Annotated in this window: 15 protein-coding genes; 6 read left to right on the top strand and 9 right to left on the bottom strand. The window is 56.6% G+C overall.

The genetic code is table 11. The annotated features are described in order from the left end of the window. Positions 1-11 precede the first annotated feature (11 nt). Positions 12-2,453, bottom strand: coding sequence for a rhamnogalacturonan lyase (locus M3089_RS10810; protein ID WP_249084074.1), 2,442 nt, complete (start codon positions 2,451-2,453; stop codon positions 12-14). 256 nt (positions 2,454-2,709) lie between these two features. Next, a complete protein-coding gene (locus tag M3089_RS10805; protein WP_205107893.1) occupies positions 2,710-3,384 on the bottom strand; it encodes a SprT-like domain-containing protein in 675 nt (224 codons plus the stop codon). A 246-nt stretch (positions 3,385-3,630) separates the two neighbouring features. Here M3089_RS10805 and M3089_RS10800 point away from each other — a divergent pair, with 246 nt between their 5' ends. Beyond that, positions 3,631-4,257, top strand: coding sequence for a hypothetical protein (locus M3089_RS10800; RefSeq protein WP_249084072.1), 627 nt, complete (start codon positions 3,631-3,633; stop codon positions 4,255-4,257). A 467-nt stretch (positions 4,258-4,724) separates the two neighbouring features. On the opposite strand, the gene M3089_RS10795 is transcribed toward M3089_RS10800, so the two are convergent. Further along, positions 4,725-7,421: a 4-alpha-glucanotransferase gene (locus tag M3089_RS10795; protein WP_205107888.1), complete on the bottom strand. Its 2,697-nt coding sequence runs from the start codon at positions 7,419-7,421 to the stop codon at positions 4,725-4,727. A gap of 338 nt (positions 7,422-7,759) precedes the next feature. After that, positions 7,760-8,323: a phosphatase PAP2 family protein gene (locus M3089_RS10790; RefSeq protein ID WP_205107886.1), complete on the bottom strand. Its 564-nt coding sequence runs from the start codon at positions 8,321-8,323 to the stop codon at positions 7,760-7,762. A 309-nt stretch (positions 8,324-8,632) separates the two neighbouring features. On the opposite strand from M3089_RS10790, the gene M3089_RS10785 reads away from it, so the two are divergent. Next, positions 8,633-9,580 (top strand): alpha/beta hydrolase, encoded by a 948-nt coding sequence (locus M3089_RS10785; RefSeq protein WP_249084071.1) that lies wholly within the window; start codon positions 8,633-8,635, stop codon positions 9,578-9,580. Positions 9,581-9,633: 53 nt separating this feature from the next. On the opposite strand, the gene M3089_RS10780 is transcribed toward M3089_RS10785, so the two are convergent. Together M3089_RS10780 and M3089_RS10775 are read right to left on the bottom strand one after the other, a co-directional pair. Then, a complete protein-coding gene (locus M3089_RS10780) occupies positions 9,634-10,452 on the bottom strand; it encodes a glycosyltransferase family 2 protein (RefSeq protein WP_249084069.1) in 819 nt (272 codons plus the stop codon). Beyond that, on the bottom strand, positions 10,449-11,723 hold the full coding sequence (locus tag M3089_RS10775; RefSeq protein WP_249084068.1) for a glycosyltransferase family 4 protein: 1,275 nt from the start codon (positions 11,721-11,723) through the stop codon (positions 10,449-10,451). Before M3089_RS10775 ends, M3089_RS10780 begins: the two co-directional genes overlap by 4 nt. Positions 11,724-12,481: 758 nt before the next feature. Here M3089_RS10775 and M3089_RS10770 point away from each other — a divergent pair. The 4 genes from M3089_RS10770 to M3089_RS10755 all read left to right on the top strand — a co-directional run bounded on the left by M3089_RS10770 (position 12,482) and on the right by M3089_RS10755 (position 17,595). Beyond that, positions 12,482-12,769, top strand: a complete 288-nt coding sequence (locus M3089_RS10770) for a hypothetical protein (RefSeq protein ID WP_205107878.1) — start codon at positions 12,482-12,484, stop codon at positions 12,767-12,769. Between the two features lie 231 nt (positions 12,770-13,000). Then, the gene (locus M3089_RS10765) at positions 13,001-13,873 is read left to right on the top strand and encodes an OmpA/MotB family protein (protein WP_249084067.1); all 873 of its coding nucleotides are present in this window, start codon (positions 13,001-13,003) and stop codon (positions 13,871-13,873) included. Positions 13,874-14,285: 412 nt separating this feature from the next. Next, entirely contained in the window at positions 14,286-15,041 is a 756-nt protein-coding gene (locus tag M3089_RS10760; RefSeq protein ID WP_249084066.1) for a helix-turn-helix transcriptional regulator, read from the top strand. A gap of 247 nt (positions 15,042-15,288) precedes the next feature. After that, positions 15,289-17,595 carry an outer membrane beta-barrel family protein gene (locus M3089_RS10755; protein ID WP_249084065.1) on the top strand — a complete coding sequence of 769 codons (2,307 nt, stop codon included), beginning with the start codon at positions 15,289-15,291 and terminating at the stop codon, positions 17,593-17,595. A gap of 356 nt (positions 17,596-17,951) precedes the next feature. On the opposite strand, the gene M3089_RS10750 is transcribed toward M3089_RS10755, so the two are convergent. The 3 genes from M3089_RS10750 to M3089_RS10740 all read right to left on the bottom strand — a co-directional run. Further along, positions 17,952-19,532: a hypothetical protein gene (locus M3089_RS10750; RefSeq protein ID WP_249084064.1), complete on the bottom strand. Its 1,581-nt coding sequence runs from the start codon at positions 19,530-19,532 to the stop codon at positions 17,952-17,954. Positions 19,533-20,026: 494 nt separating this feature from the next. Next, on the bottom strand, positions 20,027-21,520 hold the full coding sequence (locus M3089_RS10745) for an endonuclease (protein WP_249084063.1): 1,494 nt from the start codon (positions 21,518-21,520) through the stop codon (positions 20,027-20,029). Positions 21,521-22,070: 550 nt separating this feature from the next. Next, positions 22,071-22,424: hypothetical protein (locus M3089_RS10740; protein WP_249084059.1), on the bottom strand; the 354-nt coding region annotated here is incomplete at its 5' end.

Below are 22,424 nucleotides of genomic sequence, written 5' to 3'. Positions count from 1 at the left end.
TCGTCATGTGTTTATTTGGTTGTAGTCTTTAAGTATTTGCCGTTTTTCCTTATGATATACACATTGCCCGGCCTCAGGTCCGTCGCCGGCTGTCCGCCGATGGTGTATGTCTGCCCTCGGTCGCCGTGGCCTTCGTCCTGCCATGCGGCATCGATGGCGTCGGCTTGGGTTACGTTTATGCGTATGGTGTCGGTGATGTTTGTTCCGTCGAAGCTGCCCGTAGTGCGTATGGCAAACTCATACAGCCCGGCTTTCTGCGGCGTTCCGTTGAGTGTGAACAGCCTTGTCTTGCTGTCTTGTTCGTAGCTGAAGCCTTCAGGAACGGAAAAAGAGCTTATGCGTTTGCCGTTGAGGAACGTTTGGAATGGCATGGCCCCGGTGCAGTTCTTGAGCCTGCAAGTCACTGCTTTCATAGCGTTGCCCAGTTCTACAGTCTGTTCTTTCAGGCCATCGACGGCAATGATTCCGGCTGCCACCGAGTCGGGCAGGTAGTAGCCCAGGTGGGGCGGTTGGTTGTAAGCCACGTTTTGCCATGCCACACTCATGCGGTACACGTGGTCGTGCATCAGCGTTGGCACCCTCAGGGCCGTCTCGGTTGTTGTCGATGCGATGTTGATGGTGGCCGAGTCGGTGGCGCAGCACCATACCACCTCCTCCCTCCAGTCGCCGAAAAGGTCGGCCGCCAGCAGCGGGTATGCCTTTGTCCCGTTCTTCATCGAGTGGTTGGGGGCTTGGTAAATGCGCGTGCTGCGTCCGTTGTTCCACTTCGTTATGTTTACTCCGTCGAGCAGTTCGTCGTATGCATCGCCATCCCAGAATATGCGGAAGCAATATGCCGGGCGTGCTTCCTCGCCCGAAGCCACCACTTGGTCGTTGATGTCGTAGACGTCGTAGTTGGCCGCCGACCAGAACAGTCCGCCCCTGTGTTGCGGCGATATGACGGCAGCCATGCCCCGTCCGTTGTCGCCAGCCGAGCTGTGGCGTATCAGCAGTTCACCCGTGGCGGCGTCGCGCACGTGCCATCCGTATGGTGTGTCTTCATGGGGCATCATGAACTGCAGCCCTTGTCGGTCGGGCATGAACACTCCCAGGTGGTGGGCGTCGCCATGGCCGAGGCCGGTTGAGTATAGCAGCCGGCCGTCGTTGTCTATTGCCGCGGCCCCGTACATTATCTCGTCGCAGCCGTCGCCGTCGACATCGCCAACCGCAATGCTGTGGCACCCTTGTCCGTAGGCAGTGTAGCTGTCGCCTGTGCCCGATGTGTTTGAGCTGTAGTTGTAGATGCTTTTGTTGTCGTTGGCATCGCTTACCTCCACCCTTTGCTTCGAGCGCGAGGCGTGGAGCCATTTCTGCCGCAGCTTCATGCCGTCGAAATCCACGGCCCACAAGTATGCCTGGGTGTAGTATCCGCGGCACATCACGGCGCTCGGGTTCTTGTCGGCACCGTCGAGATAGGCCACGCAAGCCAGGAAACGCTCGCCCCGGTTGCCGTAATCGTCGCCCCAGGCACCATATCCGCTCGTGCGCCCGCAGGTGAAGCCGCGGTTAGGGTTGTACCATATTGTGTGCACGGCCCGCCCGCTCTGTCCGTCGAAAACGGTCAGGAACTCCGGCCCGTCGAGTATGTGGCCGCTGGCGTTGCGGTAGTCTGCCAGGTTGTCGGTGGCCCTTATGCCCTCGTCGTCGGCTGCCTCGGTCACGTAGCGGCCCGTGCCGTCGGTGGTGCCGGGGCCGGTCTTGCATATCAGTTCGGCCCTGCCGTCGCCGTCGAAGTCGAAAAACATCGGTTGCGAATAGTGCGAACCGGCCCTTATGTTTTTGCCCAAGTCAATGCGCCACAAGCGTTGCGGGGCAGGCTCGTCGGCCGTTCCGGGCTCTATGTGGTAGCAGTCGTAGTAGACGTTGCCGGTAAACCCGCTGGCGGAATTGTCCTTGGCATTCGACGGGGCCCACTTTACGAGCAGTTCATACTTGCCATCTCCGTCGACGTCGGCCACGCTTCCCTCCTGCGCATAGTAGGCGTAGCAGTCCGTACTGTCGTTTTCGGCGTAATGGAAACTGCCTCCCTGCGGGCGCTCAAGCCTCATAGTCTTGTACTCCTTGCCCCATGCTGTGGCCGGCTCTGATGTCTCTCCGGCCTCGCCGCCGGTCTTTTTCACAATCTCGTAGACAGCTCCGGCCTCGCCGCCGGCATCGTTGTAATTGGTGGCGTAAACGTCGCGCGCTATTGTCTGCCCGTCTCTGATTACGTCGAACGTTACGTTTTCGCCCTCGTCGCCGAGCAGTCGCCAGCCGACAAAGTTGCCCCCGTCGTGGTGTATGGCCACCGTGCCGCGCCCGAGCCTTTCCATCTGGCTACGTGGGGTGGCGTTCTGTGCCGTTGCGGTTGTCGTCACCTGTGCCGCCGTTGCCGCAATGAGGCATAAAAGGTGTAATAATCTGTTTATGTTCATGTCGAGGTTGGTTATTGGTTTGTTCTTGCCGCAAAGTTAATTTGCTTGCAAGAGAGAGGCATTACACTTTCGTACGATTGATTACAAATATGTGCATGGCGTTGTGTTTCAGGCATGTGCCGGCCTCGCCGCATGGGCGTGTCGCCTCGTGGCGGGCCGGCCTTGGCCGTTTGTGGGCAGCTGCTGTTGTGTCTTTCGTTGTGTTTTTCCTTTGGGTGATTGTGTGTTGCCGCGTCGTGCGGCTGTGTCTTGTCTGTCAATCATGGATTGCCGTGCCGGTGGCGCTGTCGGCCTTGGGCGTCGCCGACGTCTTTTCGGCAAACGTCTCGGGGCTCACCTTCATGGCCCTGAGTGTGCGCGAGACGGGGAATTTGCTGAAGAACTCATCGTCGGAAGCAAGCCATTGGTGCGAGAGAATGGCGTTGCACCGCTTCACCTGCTTTTCGATTGCGTCGAAATACCTGCCGTTGATCACGGCCAGGTAGTGCTTGCCGTCGTGCGTCCTGAATGCGAGCACGAGCCGCCTTTTGCCTTTCCGCTTGTCGTTGGCGGCCCATTGGCGTGTGTCAACCCTCACCTTTATGTTCCAGCCGTGGCGGGAGTTCAGCTCGTTCATCATGGCCCTGAACACCTGCCCGTGGGCCGACGTGTCTTTTATGCGCTGGTATGCAATGTAGTAGTGAATCATCTCGTGCAGCAGCACGTTCTGGTATTCACGTTCGGGCAAGTCGTAGTATTTTGTCACCTTGATGGTGAAATGGTCTAATTTCTGCCGTCTCAGTATTGCCGAACGCCTGCTTCTGCAGCAAAACTGCCCCAGGATGGTGCGTGCGTTGCTGACGACAAACTCCGGTTCTGGCAGTTTTCCGCCGAAATAAGCATTGTTGAATGTGCCGAACTGCTCTCTGAGGTATTCTTGTGTGGGCGTCATAGCTTTTTGCCAGCGATAGTGCGAGCGAGAGTAAAGCAAGCCGTCTTGCCATATCCCGAGTGCCGCTTATCTTTGGCAAAGTTAATACAAAAGGCGGGCGGAAGCAACAGAAGGCTAAAAAAATATGTTTATATTGCAATAAATTCCGGAAAAAAGGCTTATGATATTATAAAACCGGCATTTCGGGTTGGTTGGTGTGATAATTTGGAGTAACTTTGCAGCCGAGATAACAAACAACAGATTGATATGATGATAAGGAATGGTTATGTGCTGTTGGCCGCAGCCACGCTGGCTTTGGCGTCGGGGGTGGCCTCATGCGGCAACGACGATCCGCCCACCGGCGATGGCATTGACTATACAGAGAAGGTGGTCACGGGCTACAGGATGCAGTATAACATGAAGTTGGCCGACCCCAATGTGCGCGAGGTGGCCGACGTGCTTGTTACATACATCGACGCCGAAGGCAAGGAGGTTGAAGACACTATGGACGGCCAGGAGTGGCAGAAGACGGTGGTGATGCCCAGCGGCAAGGAGCAGACATACGGCCTTGCAGCCCGCTTCGCGTCGAAGCAGAGCCCCGTGATGAGCCAAAACGAGTATGACTTTGCCGTCGACCTGACCTCGGGCATTTACACATTGTATTCAAATGGCAGCGCCATGATGCTGGCGTGGGCTACAAACCGCGAGAGCCAGGGCATACTGAAAGCCGACGCCGACGGCGAATACCGCACCACGCGCTCGGCCTCCTACCTGGTCACGCCGCAGGCCCGAGAGGACATGGACACCACGTTCACCTACTTCAACTTTACAAACAGGAGGCTGGAGTCGGGGCGTGACACCATCATTTTCAATAAGTTTGATTTCAAGAAATAGCCTTTTGCCGCGCCGGAGGCGGGGCTGCCTCATAGCACCGGCATCCGAGGCGTAGCGCGTCAGCGCCCGCCGTCACCCCTGTTGGGTTGATGGCGGGCGCTGTGCATTGTGGCGCGGCCATGTCTGCCGCGTTTGGCCTGCTCACTGGATAAATCTATTGGGCTTTTTAGGAGTTAAGGAGTTAGGAAGTTAAGAAGTTAAGACAATAGTATTTGGCTATCTTCCTGCAACACTTTCCCCATGCTGCCAGAGCTCCCATGTTTCCATAACTATTGTCTGTACTCCTGTCTCCCGCCTCCCAAATAAACCCCAACAATTGTCTTAACTTCTTAACTTCCTAACTCCTTAACTCCTAAAACAATTCCTTGAATAATGCCATTGTCCTCTAACTCCATAACTCCCTGTACGTTTAAGCCCCCTGTGTTTGTCGGGTGCCCCGCTTGGCTTGCGTGCCCTCGCCGGGGCGTTCAGCCTTCCTGCCGCCTGCCGCTTCCGTCTATCAGCGCCCTGAGCGAAGCGTTGAACTGCTGGTCTTGCGCCATGTCTTCTATGTCCAGGTGCATGCGGTAGCGCCAGTAGTGGTGCGGGTTGGCCGGAATGTTTATGCGTTCGGCGCCGGCATCGGCCAGCCTCAGCTTCTCGTCGGTGGCCAGCCAGTCTTGCAGCGTGAGTATGCACAGTGCCGAGGGGCTCATCAGCTGGCGCTCAACGATGTCCTTGGCGAGCCATCCCGGCATCGGGTGGGGGGCCGTTCCGTCGTGGTGCAGCATCGTTGTGAAGTAGTCTTGGGCTCGCTCGTGGTCCTCGTCCCACCATGCCCGCATCGTGGGTGTGTCGTGGGTGGACATGGTGCACACCGACAGGTAAGGGTAGTGCGACAGATGGGCGAAGCGGGTGCCGCTCTCTTTGGGCATGGTCTGGATTTCCAGGCTCAGGATGTTCAGCCTGTTCATCACCCACGGCACGCATTCGGGCACCATGCCCAGGTCTTCGGCGCACATCAGCATGCGCGTGGCGCGGCCCAGCAGCGGCAGTTTGCGCATGGCCTCGTTGTACCAGAACTGGTTGTGGCGGCGGTAGAAGTAATCGTCGTAGAGGCGGTTGAACGCCGTCTTGTCTCTGTCGCTGAGCGCAGCGTAGGCCATGTCGGTCTGTGCGGCTATGCGCGGGTGCAGCTTGTTGGCGTCGGTGCGGTCGGCCACGAAGAGCACATTGCTTATCAGCGCATACAGGCCGTCGCGCAGGCGGGTGTCGGCTTCCGATGGTTTTTCGCCGAAGGCGGCCTCCACCTTGCGCTGCGTGTCGTATTCGGGCCTCATGGCGTAGCCGTCGTCCAGGGGGCATACATAGGTGGAGCGCACCTCGTCGGCCCTTTCGCCGAATAGCGCCTCGATCACGCTGTCGGTGATGTAGGGCTTTGTCAGCCGGCCGGTGTCGGCCTGCAGTCCGTAGGCAGCAATCTCCTCGCGGGTCATGCCGAGTGCAGGCACAAACTGGCCCAGCAGTCCGTGGACGGCATCTGCCGGTATCTCCCATATTCGGAAGAAGCCCAGAATGTGGTCTATGCGGTATGCGTCGAAGTATTCGGCCATCTTCCCCAGGCGCTGCGTCCACCATAGGCAGCCGTCGGCCATCATTTCGTTCCAGTTGTATGTGGGGAAGCCCCAGTTCTGCCCGTTGGCCGAGAAGGCGTCGGGCGGGGCGCCGGCCTGCCCGTCTAGGTTGAAATAGCGGGGCTGCGTCCATGTCTCAACGCTCGTGCGGCTCACCCCGATGGGTATGTCGCCCTTGAGTATCACCTTCATGTCGCGTGCCAGTTCGTGCACCTCGCGCATCTGCATGTCAAGGTTGTACTGCACGTAATACCAGAAAGCCACCTCCTTGTATAGCTTTGTCTGCGGGTTGGCCATGGCCTTCAGCTCGCCGTCGTCGGGCCTTTCGTGGCCTGTCCAGCGGCTGAAGTCGGGTGTGCCGTGCTTGTCGCGGTAGTGGCAGAAGGCGGCATACGGCACGAGCCACTGCCTGTTGGCCTCGAAAAACCGCTTGTAAGTAACCCTTCGGCTCACCGCCTGCCACTCTTGCGCGAACAGTTCGCGCAGGTATCCGGTCTTGGCTGCATTCACCCTTTCGTAGTCCACCTGTGGCAGCGCGTTGAGTTCTTGGCGCAGCCTTTCGTAGTGCTCCCGGCGTTTGGCGTCCTTGAGCGGCGCCAGCTGCCTCAGGTCGGTGTATTGCGGGTGCAGGGCGTATGTGCTGATGGCGCTGTACGGGTAGGAGTCGCGCCATGTGTGGGTGGCCGTGGTGTCGTTGACGGGCAGCACCTGCAGCGCGTGCTGTGCTGTCGACGCTGCCCAGCGCACCATGGCTTTCAGGTCGCCGAAGTCGCCAACGCCGTAGCTTCCGCCGGAGCGCAGCGCAAACACCGGCACCACCGTGCCGGCCCCGCGCCACAGGCTTATGCCGAACTCGGCCTGCAGCAGCTCGTAGGTCACCACGTCGCCGGCCTTCATGTCGGGCAGCGTGACCGTGCGGTTGGCGCCGTCTTCCCACATTATTATATTGTCGTTGTCGTTGCCTGCGATGACAAACTTAAACTCCATGAACGGGCGGTCTATCTTCGATGCGTCGAGGCTCACCACCCACTCGTTGGGCGTGTGCTCGGCCATGCGCAGCCCCGCCGGTTTGAGCCAGTTGCCAAGGTATGGGCCGCTGCCGGCCAGGGCCAGCCTCTGGCCCGCGCGCAGTTGCGGGGCCCGCACTTTCAGGCGTATCATCTTGCCGAAGTCGGCCACGGCGCTCAGCTCACGCTTGCGCCTTGCAACGCACTCGGTGAAGGCCGAGCTGTAGAGCAGGGCGTCGGAGGGCATGTCAATCCACTTGTCGTACATCACGTGGCACGCGCTGCGCGAGTTGGCAAACTCCAGGCGGTGGGGCATGGCGTCCCATTCGCGCCTGGCCTCGCTGCCTCGCCGTTCCACACTGTAGTAATAGTCTATGTATGTTGCAGGCTTCACCGTCCTCGACAGGCTGCACGTCCAGCTTCGTCCGTCGAGCGTTTCCATGGGGTGGCGCTCTGCCTTTGCGGTGGCTTCGCCACTGATGATGTTGAGCACCAGTGCCTCGCCGTATGCGGTCAGGTAGTCAATGTTGAATGTAAGCTTCATTGGTTTCGGTTGTCTTTGATGTTATTGGTGGCGTAAAGTTAATAATAAAATGTGGAAAACCAACAAAACTTCACTGCTTTTTCGCATGTTTTTTATCCGTTGGGGGCTGTTGGCCACTTGCTCTGCCGCGCCGTGTTTCAATGGTGCCGGTCGGTTGGTGTAACAACTTGTATACCAGAGTGTTGCCGTTGATGCCGAATGGAGGCGCAAAACGGGCTGTATGGCAGCGCGAAAAGGGCCGCTTGGCAGCTCGAAACGGGCTGTGCGGTGTATGGGCCCGGGGCGCATGCGGCCTTTCCGCCCGCTGGCGACGGCTGCAGGCTTGCCCCGCCGCCCGTTCACCTTATGTTTATGGCCACGTCAAACCCGCGCCCGTTGAAAGCCACGGCCACACCCTTGTCTTTCAGCAACTTGCCGCCCACAAAGTAGCACAGCTCTGTCGACAGTATGCCTATGGCGGCCCCGGCGGCCACGTCGTACCAGTGGTGGCGGTCGCGCATCACCCTGTCGGCCGCCGTCAGCGTGGCCACGGAATACCCCGCCACGCTTATCCACGGCGAAACCTTGCCAAACTCCTTGTGCAGCACGGTGGCGCCGGCGAAGGCGATGGTGGCGTGGCCCGACGGAAACGAATGGTCGTCGCTGCCGTCGGGGCGCTGCTCGCTGACGGTGTGCTTCAGGGTGTAGGCCACCCCTGCCGAAACGGCCATCGACGCCGCTGCCGTTGCTGCCAGCCTGGGCCACTCGTGGCGGCTGTCTATGCCGCTTGCCTTGAGGGCTATCACTGCCGCCCATGGCGTGAGTTGCAGCACGTCGTCTGTCGTTTCGCCGCCTATGCCCCCGGCGAGGGCAGGCGCGGGGGCGGCCATCAGTGCCGCCATGATCATAGTTTTTGTGTTCATGGCTGCAAAGTTAAGCATATTTTTCGGGCCGCTGGCCATGTAGACATCGGAAAGATTTGGCCTGCCGTCATTGCCTTTCCGATTTTTTGCAGTAAATTTGTGGTCTGAACGGGCTGTCCAGGGAAGGCGGCTGCTACGGCTGTCGCTGCTGTTGCCACTGTGGTTGCCCGATATTTTGGGTTGCCAATGCCCGGAATGTGTGTATGGGCAGTGCCGGCTTGTTCCGGGCGCCATGCCGCGCGCTGTGCCGTGCAGGCCGTGGGGGCCCTCGGCCTGCCATTGTAACAATGTAAAACAAAGCTCAATGATATGAAAAGACGGATTGTGATGGCGGCCGCCGCGCTGGCGGCCATTGTCGTGCTGGCCCTTGCGGGCGGCAGCTTCTATATGCTCGGCTATTCGCTCGACCCCGACCCGAACCGCGCCGACACCGACAGCGCCTACGCCCAACTGTACAGCCGGATGCCCGACATGAGGCCGTGGGCCGACAGCCTGCGCCGCTGCGGACTGCTGCGCGACACGTTTGTGGCAATGCCCGGTGGCGAGCGGCACCATGCCCTGTGGCTCCGGGCCGACTCGGCATGCGGCCGCACGGCCGTCATAGTGCACGGCTACAAGGATTGCGCTGTCAAGTTTCTGTACCTGGGGCGCATGTACCACCGCGACCTGGGGTACAACATACTGCTTCCCGACCTGCATGCCCACGGGCTGAGCGACGGCGGGAGCATAGGCATGGGCTGGAACGACAGGTTCGACGTGATGCGTTGGGCTGAGGTGGCCGAGCGCATGTTCCGCGTGGCGGGCCATGAGTCGAGGGTCGTTGTGCACGGTGTGTCGATGGGTGCAGCCACGGTCATGTGCATGTCGGGCGAGCCATTGCCGGCTTACATAAAGTGCTTTGTCGAAGACTGCGGCTACACTTCGGTTTGGGATGAGTTTGCCTGCCAGCTGCGCGAGCAGTTCGGCCTGCCGCCGTTTCCGCTGATGTATACCACGAGCGCGCTGTGCGGCGCCGTCAACGGGTGGCGTTTCGGCGAGGCGTCGCCCCTGGCCCAGGTGACAAGGTGCCGCAGGCCCATGCTCTTCATCCATGGCGATGCCGACAGGTTTGTGCCCACAGAGATGGTCTACAGCCTCTATGCGGCCAAGCCGGGGCCCAAGCGGCTGTGGATAGGGCGCGGTTCGGCCCATGCCATGTCGTATGCCGACCACCCCGTGGAGTATACGCGGGTGGTGGCCGACTTCGTTGGCCGCTGACGCTGTGGCCGCCCTGCGCCCCGGGGCCACGGGCGGCAGCCGGCCGCGCCCTCTCAGCGGCGCTGTCGGCCGGCGCGGGGTCGGAGTCGGCGCAGCAGCTCCCTCACCACAAACCAAGCGTGCATGATGGTGGTCGGGACCACCCCATAGTGGCAGGCCATCACGCTGAAGCGCTCGCGCAGCGACTCGCGGTGGTGGAGCGTGGTCTGCCCCTCCTGCGTGTAGCAGGCTATGGTGGCGCGGGCGTTGGCCAGCGGCAGCCTTTGGCGGGCGGCTTCTTTCATCACCCTGATGCACCAGTCGACGTCGGCCGAGTATTTGTACTTCAAGTCGTAGGGCGTGCGGCGGGCAATGTCGGTGCGGGCGTAGAAGGCTTGGTGGCACACCAGCATGCCATGGCGGAACGAACGCCACGACAGGTTGCGCGGAGGGCGCAGGCGGCGGGGGCCGAGGTAGCGGCCTGCGTCGTCAACTATGTCTGTGTCGCCGTAGATCACGGCAGGCAGTCCGCCCCCGGCGGCCACGGCCGACGCGGCGGTGCGGGCCAGCAGCCCTATGGTGTCGGTAGCGGGCAGGTAGTCGCCTGCGTTGAGAAAGCACACGTAGTCGCCCGTGGCCCGGGCCAGCCCTTTGTTCATGGCGTCGTAAAGTCCGCGGTCGGGCTCTGAGCTTATGGCCACGGCATGGCCGTTGGCGGCGCTGTCGGAGCGCCTCTTGTAGTCTTCGGCCACGCCCAGCGTGCCGTCTGCCGACGCCCCGTCGACAATCAGGTGCTCTATTGCCGGGTAGCCTTGGCGCAGCACGCTCTCGAGGGTTCGGGGCAAGGCGCCCTCGGCATTGAACGTTATTGTCACTATGCTGAACTTGATCATAGGCTGTAGCGTTTGTAAGCCACGGCTTGGTTGTACACCTCTATGTACTTGATGGCCACGCTTTGCTGTGAGTAAGACACCGAGACCTTGTGGACGGCGTTGCGCCCCAGCTCTTCGGCATCGGCGTCGGCCAGGGCCCAGCGTATGCCTGCCGCCAGGTCGGCGGCGTCTTTGTAGGCAGCTACATACCCGTTGCGCCTGTGGTCTATCATCTCGGGTATGCCGCCGGTGTTGAACCCCACGCACGGCACACCGCAGGCCATGGCTTCCATTATCGTGTTTGGCAGGTTTTCAGACAGCGACGGCATGACAAACAGGTCGGCGGCGCGGTAGGCCGCCACAATCCTCCCTGTGTCCGACACATAGCCCAGCGGATAGGCCGGTATGGCAAACTGACATGCCAGTTCGATGCCGCTGCCGCCCAGCATCACTATGCCCATGTTGGCGGCAATGTCGGGGTGGCGCTCGGAAAGCAGCCTGCAGGCTTCAATGAGGTAGGCGGCGCCCTTGTTGCCGCTCGACACCCGCTGGGCCACAAACAGCATGAGGCGGCGCCCTTCGGGCAGCCCGAGCATCCGGCGGGCCTCGGCCTTGTCGCCCGGGCAGAACACGCGGCGGTCTATTGGGTTGGGTATCGACACCACGCTCTTGCCCTCGAGCAGCTTGCTCTGCCTGGCCTCCGAGGCCAGCCACTTGCTGCAGGCCACGAAGATAAGCCTGCCGCCGCCTTTGAGCAGCCGCTGCTTCTTGCGCCATACGTGGCGGGCTGTGTCGCCAAACAGCCCGGCCGGCAGCAGGGGGCACGCCGAGCAGCCTGTGGTAAACTTGCGGCAGCCCAGCGTGAGGTGGCAAATGGCCGTGGCGGGCCACATGTCGTGCATGGTCCAGACCACGGGCTTGCCGCTGTCGAGTATCTTCCTGATGTCTGACAGCGACAGCATTCCCTGGTTGACCCAGTGCAGGTGTATTACATCGGCCTCCTTAAACTCGCGCAGGCCGGTTATGTCGGCACCGGCGTTGGCTATGTCTATCTCGAAGAGATGCTTGCGCGAGAAGTGGGTGTGGAGGAATATGACGAGGCGCTCCCACAGAAACCGCCACTGCATGAGCAGCTGGTGTGGCGTGGCCACGACGGTTATCAGGTCTGTCTCCTTGTCGCGCACCAGCATCTTGGCCTTTACCCCGTTGTTTTTCAGGGCTTCCATCAGGCGGTTGGCAGCCACGGCTGCACCGCCCGTCTTCTCGCTTGTGTTTACTATAAGAACTCTCATGGCTGTGTGGTAATGTGGCTCGCGGGCGGCCGGCGCATGCCGAGGCCGTGCCGGCGTCGGGGTCGGAGGCCGCCCGTTGTTGATGCAAATGTAATTAAAATTTCTGAATCCGAAGCCCCATGTGACTATTATTTTCACCATTTTTAAGTAGGTGTTCACAATCAATTGCCGTCAAATAGCACACAAGATGGTGGCAAAGATAATGGAAGACACCTGCAAGGGCTATTGTATAGGTTAATTTTGAGCAGCTACTTATGCCTGAATGCTGTCTTTCGGCAACTGCGGTGGCGGCTTGCCTGCCGCTGTTGGGGCTGTGGCGGCGGACAGCGATGTGTGTGTCGCGGCTGTGGCCTGTTGTAGCACAGCCGCCTGGCGTGGCCCGAGTGGCTTGGTTGTGGCCAAGGGAGTGACCCCGGCTGGCGGTGCCGGCGTGGCCCTTGCAAGGTGTTGCCGCACAGGCCGTTGCGCCGGGGCCCACCGCTGTGGGGTCGCATCCGGCCCGTCGGCTTTCCGGCGGGCAGCCCGTGCCGCAGCGGTGTCGCCCGTGCTGCCTGCATGCCGGTTGGGGGTTGCACATACGGGGCTGTTTGTGCCGTTTTTAAGGCGCGTCTCATTGATTTTTGTTTACGCTGCTTTAATAGTGTTAATTTGATGCAAATAATGCTCCTTTTGGTAACAATGTATTCCTAAATTTACTATCTTTGTGATTGAAAGAGAGACTAATTCATCCATTCATTAATTCTTAAAATACAGGGCTTATGACTAATTATCTTAGCTTCAACGTAGGTGCTATATTCAGTGATCTGGATGATTACATGCTTAGCACGGGAAGATTGGAGATAGACGCGATCGAAGCCAATCGAGAGTTGGATCGCAAAGGCCTGTTAAAGGATGACCAGACGCATCCGGGTAAACCATTGGAGTTGCTGCTTGGCAGGCTGCGCGACATGAATCTGTTGCCACAAGGCGTTCGTCAGCTGTATGGAACCTGGAAAATCAAGCATTCCAAGACAATCGCTAAGGTACGCATGATATTCCAGTATTGAGCTGATTGGGCTTGGGGATTATGGCTCACGGGGTGGGGCAGAGTCCGAGGGCACAAGTGGAACAGCCTGCGCAGATGGTCTTGATAGATGGCCATCTGCGCAGGTTTTTTTTCTGAAATAACATCAAAGACGGCCGATATGGGTTAAAATAACTTAACCCGATGTCACTTTCGGCGGCGTTATGTGTCATATAGATAACTTTGCACGGAATATCAATTAAACAGAAAGAATATGAAGAAAAATTTAGTAATGTTTTCAGTGATTGCCGGCTGTGTGCTTATGAGCAGCTGCGTGAGCAAGAAGTCGTTGGAAAACTGTCAGGAGGAAAACCAGAAACTGTCGGAGAATTTCCGCGACATGGCCAAGAACTACCAGAACGCCAAGGAGCAACTGGCTGCCAGCACAGCCCGCATGACGAGCCTGGAAGACCAACTGGCACAGCAGAAAAAAGACTATGCAGCGCTGCAGGGCTCGCTCGACAAGAGTCTTGCCAACGCCGGGCAGAACAACATCAGCATCGAGAAGCTGGTTGACCAGATCAACGAGTCGAACCAGTATATCCGCCATCTCGTAGAGGTGAAGAGCAAGAGCGACTCGCTCAACCTTGTGCTTACCAACAACCTGACCCGCTCGCTGAGCAAGGAGGAGCTCAAGGAGGTAGACGTGCAGGTGCTCAAGGGCGTGGTTTACATCTCGCTGGCCGACAACATGCTCTACAAGAGCGGCAGCTATGAAATCAACGACAGGGCTGCAGAGACGCTCAGCAAGATTGCCAAGATCATTAAGGACTACAAGGACTATGACGTGCTCATAGAGGGAAATACCGACAATGTGCCCGTGAACGCATCGGCTGCGTCGATGAAGAACATCCGCAACAACTGGGACTTGTCGTGCCTCAGGGCTTCGAGCGTGGTACAGGCACTGCAAAACCAGTATGGCGTCGACCCGAAGAGGCTCACTGCCGGAGGCCGTGGCGAATACAACCCTGTGACGTCTAATGACACAGAGGTGGGCAAGCAGCGCAACCGCCGCACGCAGATTATCATCACACCGAAACTCGACCAGTTCATGGACCTTATAGGGCAGGCTCCCGAGACGGAGTGATATTTGTCTGTACCGATATGTCTGCGGGCCGCCAACCGGGTGGGGCGCGAAGCCGATGGCTTCTGCTCTGCACTGTGGGCGGCCCGCAGTGTGTTTTCCGGGGGGCATGAGTGTGGCGGCGGCATGTCTTGTCGTAGCCTTTTGTTTTATTCGTTTTGTAGGCAGGCAAAGTGTCTGACGCCTTGCCAATGTGGCTTTTCGGTAGAAAATAAGTGTGCTTCAGTTGCTATAATTCAACTTATTATTGATATATTTGTGCTTGAAAACGATAATTAATCGTCATTCAATCAACAATCATGACCAAGCTGGTCAAGACCGATTTCGGTAAATTCCCGATGTGTTCAAGAGGTTGCCGACTTCAATTGGGGCATCGGATAAGAATCGGGATGGCTGGCACAAGCTGCATAATAAGATGAATAGGCCGGACGAATTTTTCATACCCGACAACGAGGTAAAGCTCTCCGGGGAGCTTGATTACGGCCGGGCGGATTTGTATATCAGCGCAGTGGATGCTCTTTCGCGGACATCTTGTCAAAGTGTATATATCATTGACTATTTCAAACGGGATTTCCTGTATGTGTCGCCAAACCGATTTTTTCTGTGCGGACTGTCGCAAGAGCGTGTCAGGGAGCTGGGCTATCGGTTTTATCTGGATTATGCCCCGGAGGGCGAACTGCCGCTGTTGCTGACCATCAACAGGGCTGGTTTCGCTTTCTACGAGGGCATTCCGGTCAAGGAACGCAAGGAATGGTATATCTCATACGACTTTCACATTCTGGATAACGGGCGGAAAACGCTTGTCAACCATAAGATGACGCCGCTTGAGCTCACTTCCGATGGCCGTATATGGCTGGCGTTGTGCGTAGTGACGGCGGCTACACATGCGGATGCCGGGCACATAGAGATGCACCATGCAGGCACATCCGACTTCTATGAATATAGTGTCGTTTCCCGCAAATGGAAAAAGAAGCGGATGCCTGTGCTCACCGACGGGGAGAAGTCGGTGCTTATGCTTTCAATCCAGGGATATACCATGGCCGAGATTGCAGACAGGATATGTCTTTCTCCCGATACGGTCAAGAAATACCGCCAGCGCATATTTGTGAAGCTCAATGTGCGCAATGTCTCCGAAGCCATAGTGGCGGCCACGAACAGCAAGCTACTCTGAGTTGCCGCAAAGGTAAAGTCTTTGGAGATGGTTTTACCTTGCGGAGGTATGTCTATCCCCTGCACGGCACCATACCCACAAGGGTATTTTTATGTTCCGATGCCCATTTGTACACTTTTGGGTACGGTTAAAAATACAAAAAGACCGTAACTTTGCATAAGAAAAGCTGCATTCGGCAATCAGTGGGCAAGCTCACATCGAGCTCGTTTGCATTGTCTTTGCAGCAGGAAATCATAAAATCAACTATATGAAAGCCATATTCTATGCGGTTATTATGGCCTTGGCGTCGGTCGAGGCCATGGCTCAAAGCATCACAGGCAAGGTGGTAGACGAAAGCAATTTGCCCATGGAGTTTGTCAATGTTGTATTGCAGAAGGCAGACTCTACATACATAACGGGCACTGTCACTGACGGAACGGGAACGTTCCTGTTCGGCGAAGAGCATGTTGACGCCAAATCAATAAGGTTGTCTTCTGTAGGTTACGCAGACCAGACCATAGGCATTCCGGCTACAGGCAACTTGGGCGTGATAACCATGAAGGCAAAGGATGTGATGCTGGGTGAAGTGGTGGTGAAGTCAAAACGCCCTCTGACCACAGTCAAGGGCGACGCCCTTGTGACCAATGTGGTAGGCTCGCAGCTTGAACATGCAGGCACGGCAAACGATGTCCTTGCGCAAGTTCCGATGGTGCTTGGGCGCGACGGAAACTTCGAGGTGTTTGGAAAAGGCTCTCCGGCCATATACATCAACGGGCGCGAGGTTATGGACATCACGCAGCTTTCGCAGCTGAGTTCGGCAGACATCAAGAATATTGAGGTGATAACAAACCCGGGTGCAAGGTATGGCGCTACGGTAAAGTCGGTAATCCGCATCAAGACCAAGCGACCGCAGGGCGACGGATTCAGCGGCAACATACGCGCGCAGGGCGTCGTGCAAAAGTATTTTCGTACCGTCGACCATGCCAACTTCAAATACCGTACGGGCGGACTTGAGGTGTTTGGCAACTTCGGCTATATCGGCGGCAAGTTTGAAGGCGGCAACAAAGTGGAAATGCTCACACAGTCGTCTGTGCTGTGGAACCAGGTAATTGCGCAGGAAGGAAGCATGCGTACCAATGAGTTTTTCGGCAAGGCGGGCTTTTCATACCTGTTCAACGAAAACCATTCAATAGGGGCTTATTACTCCAATGGCCTCATGAAACAAAAGGCTGTCAACAATGGCGTAAGCCAGATGTTTGCCGACGGCGTGCTTTATGACAACCTGACAATTGTCGAGCGCACCAATACCAACTCCCTGCCCAAGCACCATGCAAATGTCTATTACAATGGCGAAGTGGGCAAACTTGGAGTGGATTTCAACGTGGACTACATGTGGCGCAAGAACAATACCGACATGTGGAACGACGAGACAAGCGCCAACCATGACAATGCTGTGGTCTGCTCCAGCGGTTCCAACAGGAGCAGGCTGTTTGCCGAGCGCCTTGTTTTCAGCTATCCGTTCTGGAGAGGAGGCATAGAGATAGGCGAGGAATACACATCGTCGCGCTTTTCGTCAGACTACATCACTGACGCATCTATTGTCGGCGGCTCCGCGTCGAGGGTGGATGAGAACAACATTGCCGGCTTTTTTGAGATAGGGCAGTCTTTCGGCAAGCTCAATGTCAGCGTGGGTTTGCGATATGAGCATGTGAATTTCGATTATCTGGAAAACGGCCGGAAGAAAGAAGACCAAAGCCGCAGTTACAACAATCTTTTCCCTTCGTTGTCGCTGTCTGCGGCGATTAAGGATGTGCAACTGTCGCTGAGCTACACACACAAGACGCAACGGCCAGGATATGAAGACCTTGACGGCACGGTAGACTATATCAACCGGTTTACCCTTGAGGGCGGCAACCCGTTTCTGAAGCACGAGAAAATACATTCGCTGGAGCTGATGGGAGCATGGCGCCAGTTCTTCGCCCAGGTTGCATATACCTATAAAAAAGACCCGATAATGTACATTGCACGCCCTTATGGCGATGATGGCGAGGTGAAGCTCGTTACGAAAGACAATCTTCCTGAGGTCCAGGGGCTGCAGGCTTTTGTAGGCGGGCAGTTCAAGGCCGGTATATGGCAGCCGAGGGTAAACGTGGGGATAATGAAGCAGTGGCTCACCATCGACTATTCAGACGCACGCAAGAGCATGGGCAAGCCTGTCGCCCTTGTGCAATTGCAGAATGCCATCCACTTGCCTTATGACATCTGGATGAATGTAGACATGCAATGGATGAGCGCCGGCAACGACGACAACACGTATCAGGAGCAGTCGTCATATCTCAACGCAAAGCTGTACAAGGCGTTTTTCAACAACCGTTTCAGCCTTACCCTTGAGGCCAATGACATATTCAACAAAAGCAACCGCGACGTGACCATGATGAGCAAAGACGTCACCATACAGAGGTTCAACACAATCAGCAACCGCACTTTCATGCTCACCCTGCAATATACTTTCAACGCCACGCGCGACAGGTATCGCGGCCAAGGGGCAGGTAAAAACGAGCTGAACCGTTTTTGACCCGAACCGGAAGATGGCCAATTCAATGGCGGGTCGTAAAATAAAGATAGCCGTCCGGAACCCGGGCGGCTATCTTTGCGTCTGCTCATAAGTTGCTGTTTAAAATTTATTGTCATCAGATTGTGCGCAGTTCCGTGCATGTTTTTCAACGTTCGAGGTGGAAGTGTAGCGGGCTATACGACCGATGAGGCGTTGGAAAACAACGCGGAAGAGCGTGCAATATGATGGAAAAGATTAGATAACCATCTAAATTGGTTTGGTTTCCGTTAATTTTCAACAGCTACTTGATCGTCTGAAAATGAATCTATGGTTATTTACACTTGGTTGAGCGGTGATGCGTCATTCTGTCGAATGGACTATTTCACCAATATTTTCTCTACCTTGACATTGCCATTGGCGTCTGTCACCTTCCTTATGTTAATGCCTTTCGCGGGCTTCTCTACGCGCATGCCGGAAAGTGTCGTGTATTCGGTGCGCGTTTGGCTGTCGGCCCCAACGCCGGCAATGGAGGCCGGTGTCGGTTGCCATACGATGGGAGAGGCATGCTCCTCGCCGCCACCTTTGTACACGGTGCGTATGCCAACCTTCTGCATCTCGGAGTCATAGATGTAGAATTTCACTTGTCCGTAATTGAAGATGAAGTCGTAGTTGTTGTCGGAGTAAGCATAGGGCACCTGCGTCATCGCAGAGTCCAGGCGGTGGTACGGGCCGCCCTCTTCCTCCGGCACAAACCGTATGGGCTCGGTGTTGTCGTCTACATATACTTCATAGAACAGCTTGTCGGGGTCGATAAACTTGCCGTCGGTGCTCTCCAACTCCATTGTGAATATTATCTCTGCACCGTAATCCTCGATGTACCTACCCACTTTCTCTATCTTGGGTGCCACCGGTTCGGCTGCTACTTCATTGTATGGTATCAGTACCGGGTTGTCTATGATGCCAACGGGGTTTATCTTGGTGGTTGACAGGCTGCTCAGCAGCGACACGTTGCCTACGCTTGTCAGCATGCCGTCGGTGCCGGAAGGGCGCATCACCAGTTCGTCCATGTAGGTGTAGTCGTTGTAATTGCCGTATTCATCGCTCTTGACCACGTAGCAGGCGGGCATCTGGAACTGGTGCGAAATGAACCTCTCGTTCACTCCCATATACTCTTTGGCTGCAAAGTGGTAGTTGCCCTCTGCATCCTTGGTGCCTTTCATCCATAGTCCGGGTGTCGACGGGTCGTTGATGAACAGGGCGTCGTCGGTGAGGCGTGCGCTTACCACGAGGCGCCTGTTGAGCGAGTACTTCTGGTCGCGGGCCCCTTCAGGCACAGTCACGGCTATGTAGGGGTTCTTGGTAAAGACGTGGCCGTATTCAACGGCGTACCAAGACTCCGACTCGTCGATGAAGCCCAGCGGCGTCTCTCGTGTGTCGTCGAGGGCTTTCAGCGTGTCGTTGCGCAGCACGAAGTACATGTTTTGGTCTGCGTTAAGCGTCCAGTTGTCCTGGCCGTTCTGCTTCATCTTTGCCACAAAACTGTTGCCGTAGCTTTCTGCCACCACGATTTGTGGCAGGCGTGCCACCAGCGTGTCGCCGTTGTACGGGTCAAGCTTCATGTAAGTGTTGCTCACCATATACGATATGGGGTTGAGCATGTACACCGTTCCGTCGCTCCCGGTCACATAGCTGCCCACGGCCTCCGTGTTGTCGTATTCGTTCAGGTCGTAGTAGCTGTCATAAAAACCGTGTGCGGCCCTGATGCAGTTGTCGTGCCTCTGGCCTTCCGGTGTGCGTATCACATCGGGAATCGTTGAGATTATCACTTTGGGGGCGGCGGTCAACTTGTGTTTGACTGGCAGCGTCTGTGGGCTCACCGGGGCTTGCTGGCCATGGGCTGGCAAGGCCAGGGCGGCAAGCATAAAGCCTTGTAGAAATGAGTAATGAATTTGTTGCATAGCTTTTTCTTTTTATTAAGTGAATGATATGGTTCTGTATCTATGCTGCGGAAGTTTTCAATGCCGCTGCCAAATATCTTTGTTTATGCCTGCAAATATATATAATATATGTCAAACCCCTGTGTTCCACATAACGATAAAAACAGTCGCTTTGTCTGTTTCTTCCATTTTGGGGCCATTGTCGGGCAACAATCGCATGTTGTTGCCGTTCGTGTTGCTTGCCGTCATTGCCTGATGGGCGGCTGTTTGCGTCGGCGCAAGGTACCTCGGTGGGCCTGTTGGCCTATGGGTTGCATGGGGCCAGGCGGCTTGACGGGCACAGTGCGGTCTTGTTGCCGGTTGGGACATGGTTGCCGGCGTGGGCGTTTCCGTCTCTCCTCCCTTATTGCCTGCCCCTGGAAAATACTTGCCGCGCCGTGCATAACGCACGGCGCGGCAAGCGGTAATCCACGTTCAATGTGTGTGTGGTGCAAGGCTGTCAGCCTGCATGATGTTTATTTGCGGGGTGCCACTTTCCATGTGTTTCCGCCTTGGCGTATTATTGTCACGCCGTCATGGTCGGCATTTGTTGTTTTCCTGCCGTCGATGGTGTATGTCTCGTATGGTTCCGACGGGTCGAAAGCCGCCTTTCCGGTTGATGGCGCCGATATGTCGCTTGGCAGTCTTTCGCCGCTTACCGTCATCGACTTTATCTCCCAAGTGCCGGCCTCTTGGCTGGTGCTGGTATAGTGGAATGCAATCTTTATCTTCTTGCCGGCGAAGGCGTTGAGGCTTATGTCGCCCGACTCGTTGAATGTCCAGCTGTTGCCTCGCGGCCAGTTGATGCCGTTGAGCGGCGTGGCCACTCCGTCGCAGATGACCTCGACCGCCAGAGCGTCGGCCGGCGAAGCGAAGAAGTTGGCAGCATGGCTGAATGTGAGCGTGGCGGTGGCATATCCGGTCAGGTCCAGTTCGGGTGTCACCACCGATGCGTCGGCTGCATTGTTGGTGTTGTTTGCGAAGGCTGTGCCCTTCCAGCCGTATTTGTTGTCAAGCCTCCAAACCTCGAAGCCGTCTTGTGGCACCTCCTTGTTGCTTATTGTGCATCCGCCTGTGCCGTCTGTGAATATGGCGATGTAAATGGTGCCTTGTTCCGATGCTTCGCCGCCGGGTGTATATTCCGATGTGCACAGCGTCGTCCCGGGGTCGAAGGCATAGTCGGTGCTGTCGCCCCAGATGTATTCCATCAGGTTAGGGAAGTCTACAAAGGGGTTGCGGTTGCCCTGTATGCGGCTTACGGCCTCGTTGCGCGATGTCTCCGTCTCGTCGGGGGCGTCGGTCTTGGCCCAGCTTATATACAGTTTGTATGCCCATGGCTGCAGCGTGGGGTAGTCGCCCTTTTGAAGTATCTGCAAGGCTTGCGTGCCCTTCCAAGTGAAGTTCTGGTAAGTGGTGGCCATGTACATGTAGGCCCGGGCAAAGTCACCTTTCCATTTGTCTGCCGGTTCCCATAGCTTGTAGCCTTTGCTGCCGGTTCCCACCTTTGTGCATCCGTTGTCTGTTGTGGCCTTGCTTACCTCGCCCATCGGGTAGTTCGATTTGGCCGAGTTTATTTTCTGCTCGCTCGGCATCAGGTTGTAAAGGTCTTTGTAGGCTTGGTTTTCTGAGCCTCCCCACCAGCTTTTCGGAAACGAGTGCTCTATGTTCATGCCGCCCACCGAGCTTCCCTTTGAGCCGAAGTACCTCGTGTCGTTGCTGTATCTGTCAATCACTTGGTTGTCGGCTGTGCGGTCGGTGGTGTAGAATCCCTCCCAAGTGTGGCCCTTGCCCTTGCCGTAGTCGAGCACGTTGGCGTCTTTTATTGTTTCGTGCACGGCATTCTTAAGCTCAGCCCCGCTTTTCCCTTTCAGGTTATCGTAATATCCGGCCGGTATCTGTGCCGCCGAAGGAGCTGTGTTCATGGCCACCGCAATGGCTGCGATGGCTCTGGAAATGGTAGTTTTCTTCATTAGTAAATATGTTGTTATGTAATGTCCGTTTGATATATTTTGCAAAGATAGTCATTTTTATCCATGTGGCAATGCTTTGTGTCGACATAACGCGGGTACGCCCGCGATTGGGGTGGTGCCGGTTGGTGATGTGTTTTGGTTAATTTTGAACAGCTACTTATATGCCGGCGGTTGTTGGCGCATCTGTATGATGTGGTGCTTAATGTTCCCTTGGCCCAAGCCCGGGCCATGCGTGCCCGGCTGATGGCGCCCTTGCGGCAGTGGTTGGGCTTCTGCCTCCGGCCGCCGCGGCAAGCCGTGGCCGAGGCGTTTAAATGTTGTTTGGCCGCATTGTGGCGTAAAATCCGGGTGATGTTTGCAGGGCAGCGGCGCGTGTCTGTAAGTCATTGTCTGTCAGCGGGGTTGCCCTATATGCCATTTCGGCTTGCAAGAGGGCGCGTATGGCGCGGCGTTATGTGCCGTTTCGCCACGCTATACGGCCTGCATCGCGCCCCACGGCTTCTTATGCCTGCATCCCGCCGTGTCTTTGGCCCATGCCGGTCGTTATATGTCAAAGTGGTTTGGCTCTGTGGTCGGCCGGCAGGATGCCCGCAGCATGGCGAAGCCCAAGGTAAGCCTGCATAGGCAACCTTGGAGCATGCCCGGCGGGTCTGGTTGCCGTTTTTTTGAAAATTCGTGCCAGCCAGGTGCCGCAACTGCTTGTTGTTGGTTTCAACAAAAGCCGCGCATCGATGCACAGCGCATGCTGGAGCGTAGATGTATGTGTTGCCTGGTTCGTCTGACTCGCATTTATATTATAATGTGTGCGCACACATTTGCTTGATGTAACGCTGGTTAAATGCAAACGAAAGTTAAATACATGAAGATTTCTTTGCCAATTCTTTGTTGGTGTCAGAAAAATGCC

It is taken from the genome of Marseilla massiliensis, assembly GCF_023336985.1.
GTDB lineage: Bacteria > Bacteroidota > Bacteroidia > Bacteroidales > Bacteroidaceae > Prevotella > Prevotella intestinigallinarum.
This window is presented reverse-complemented; position numbering and strand designations above follow the sequence as displayed.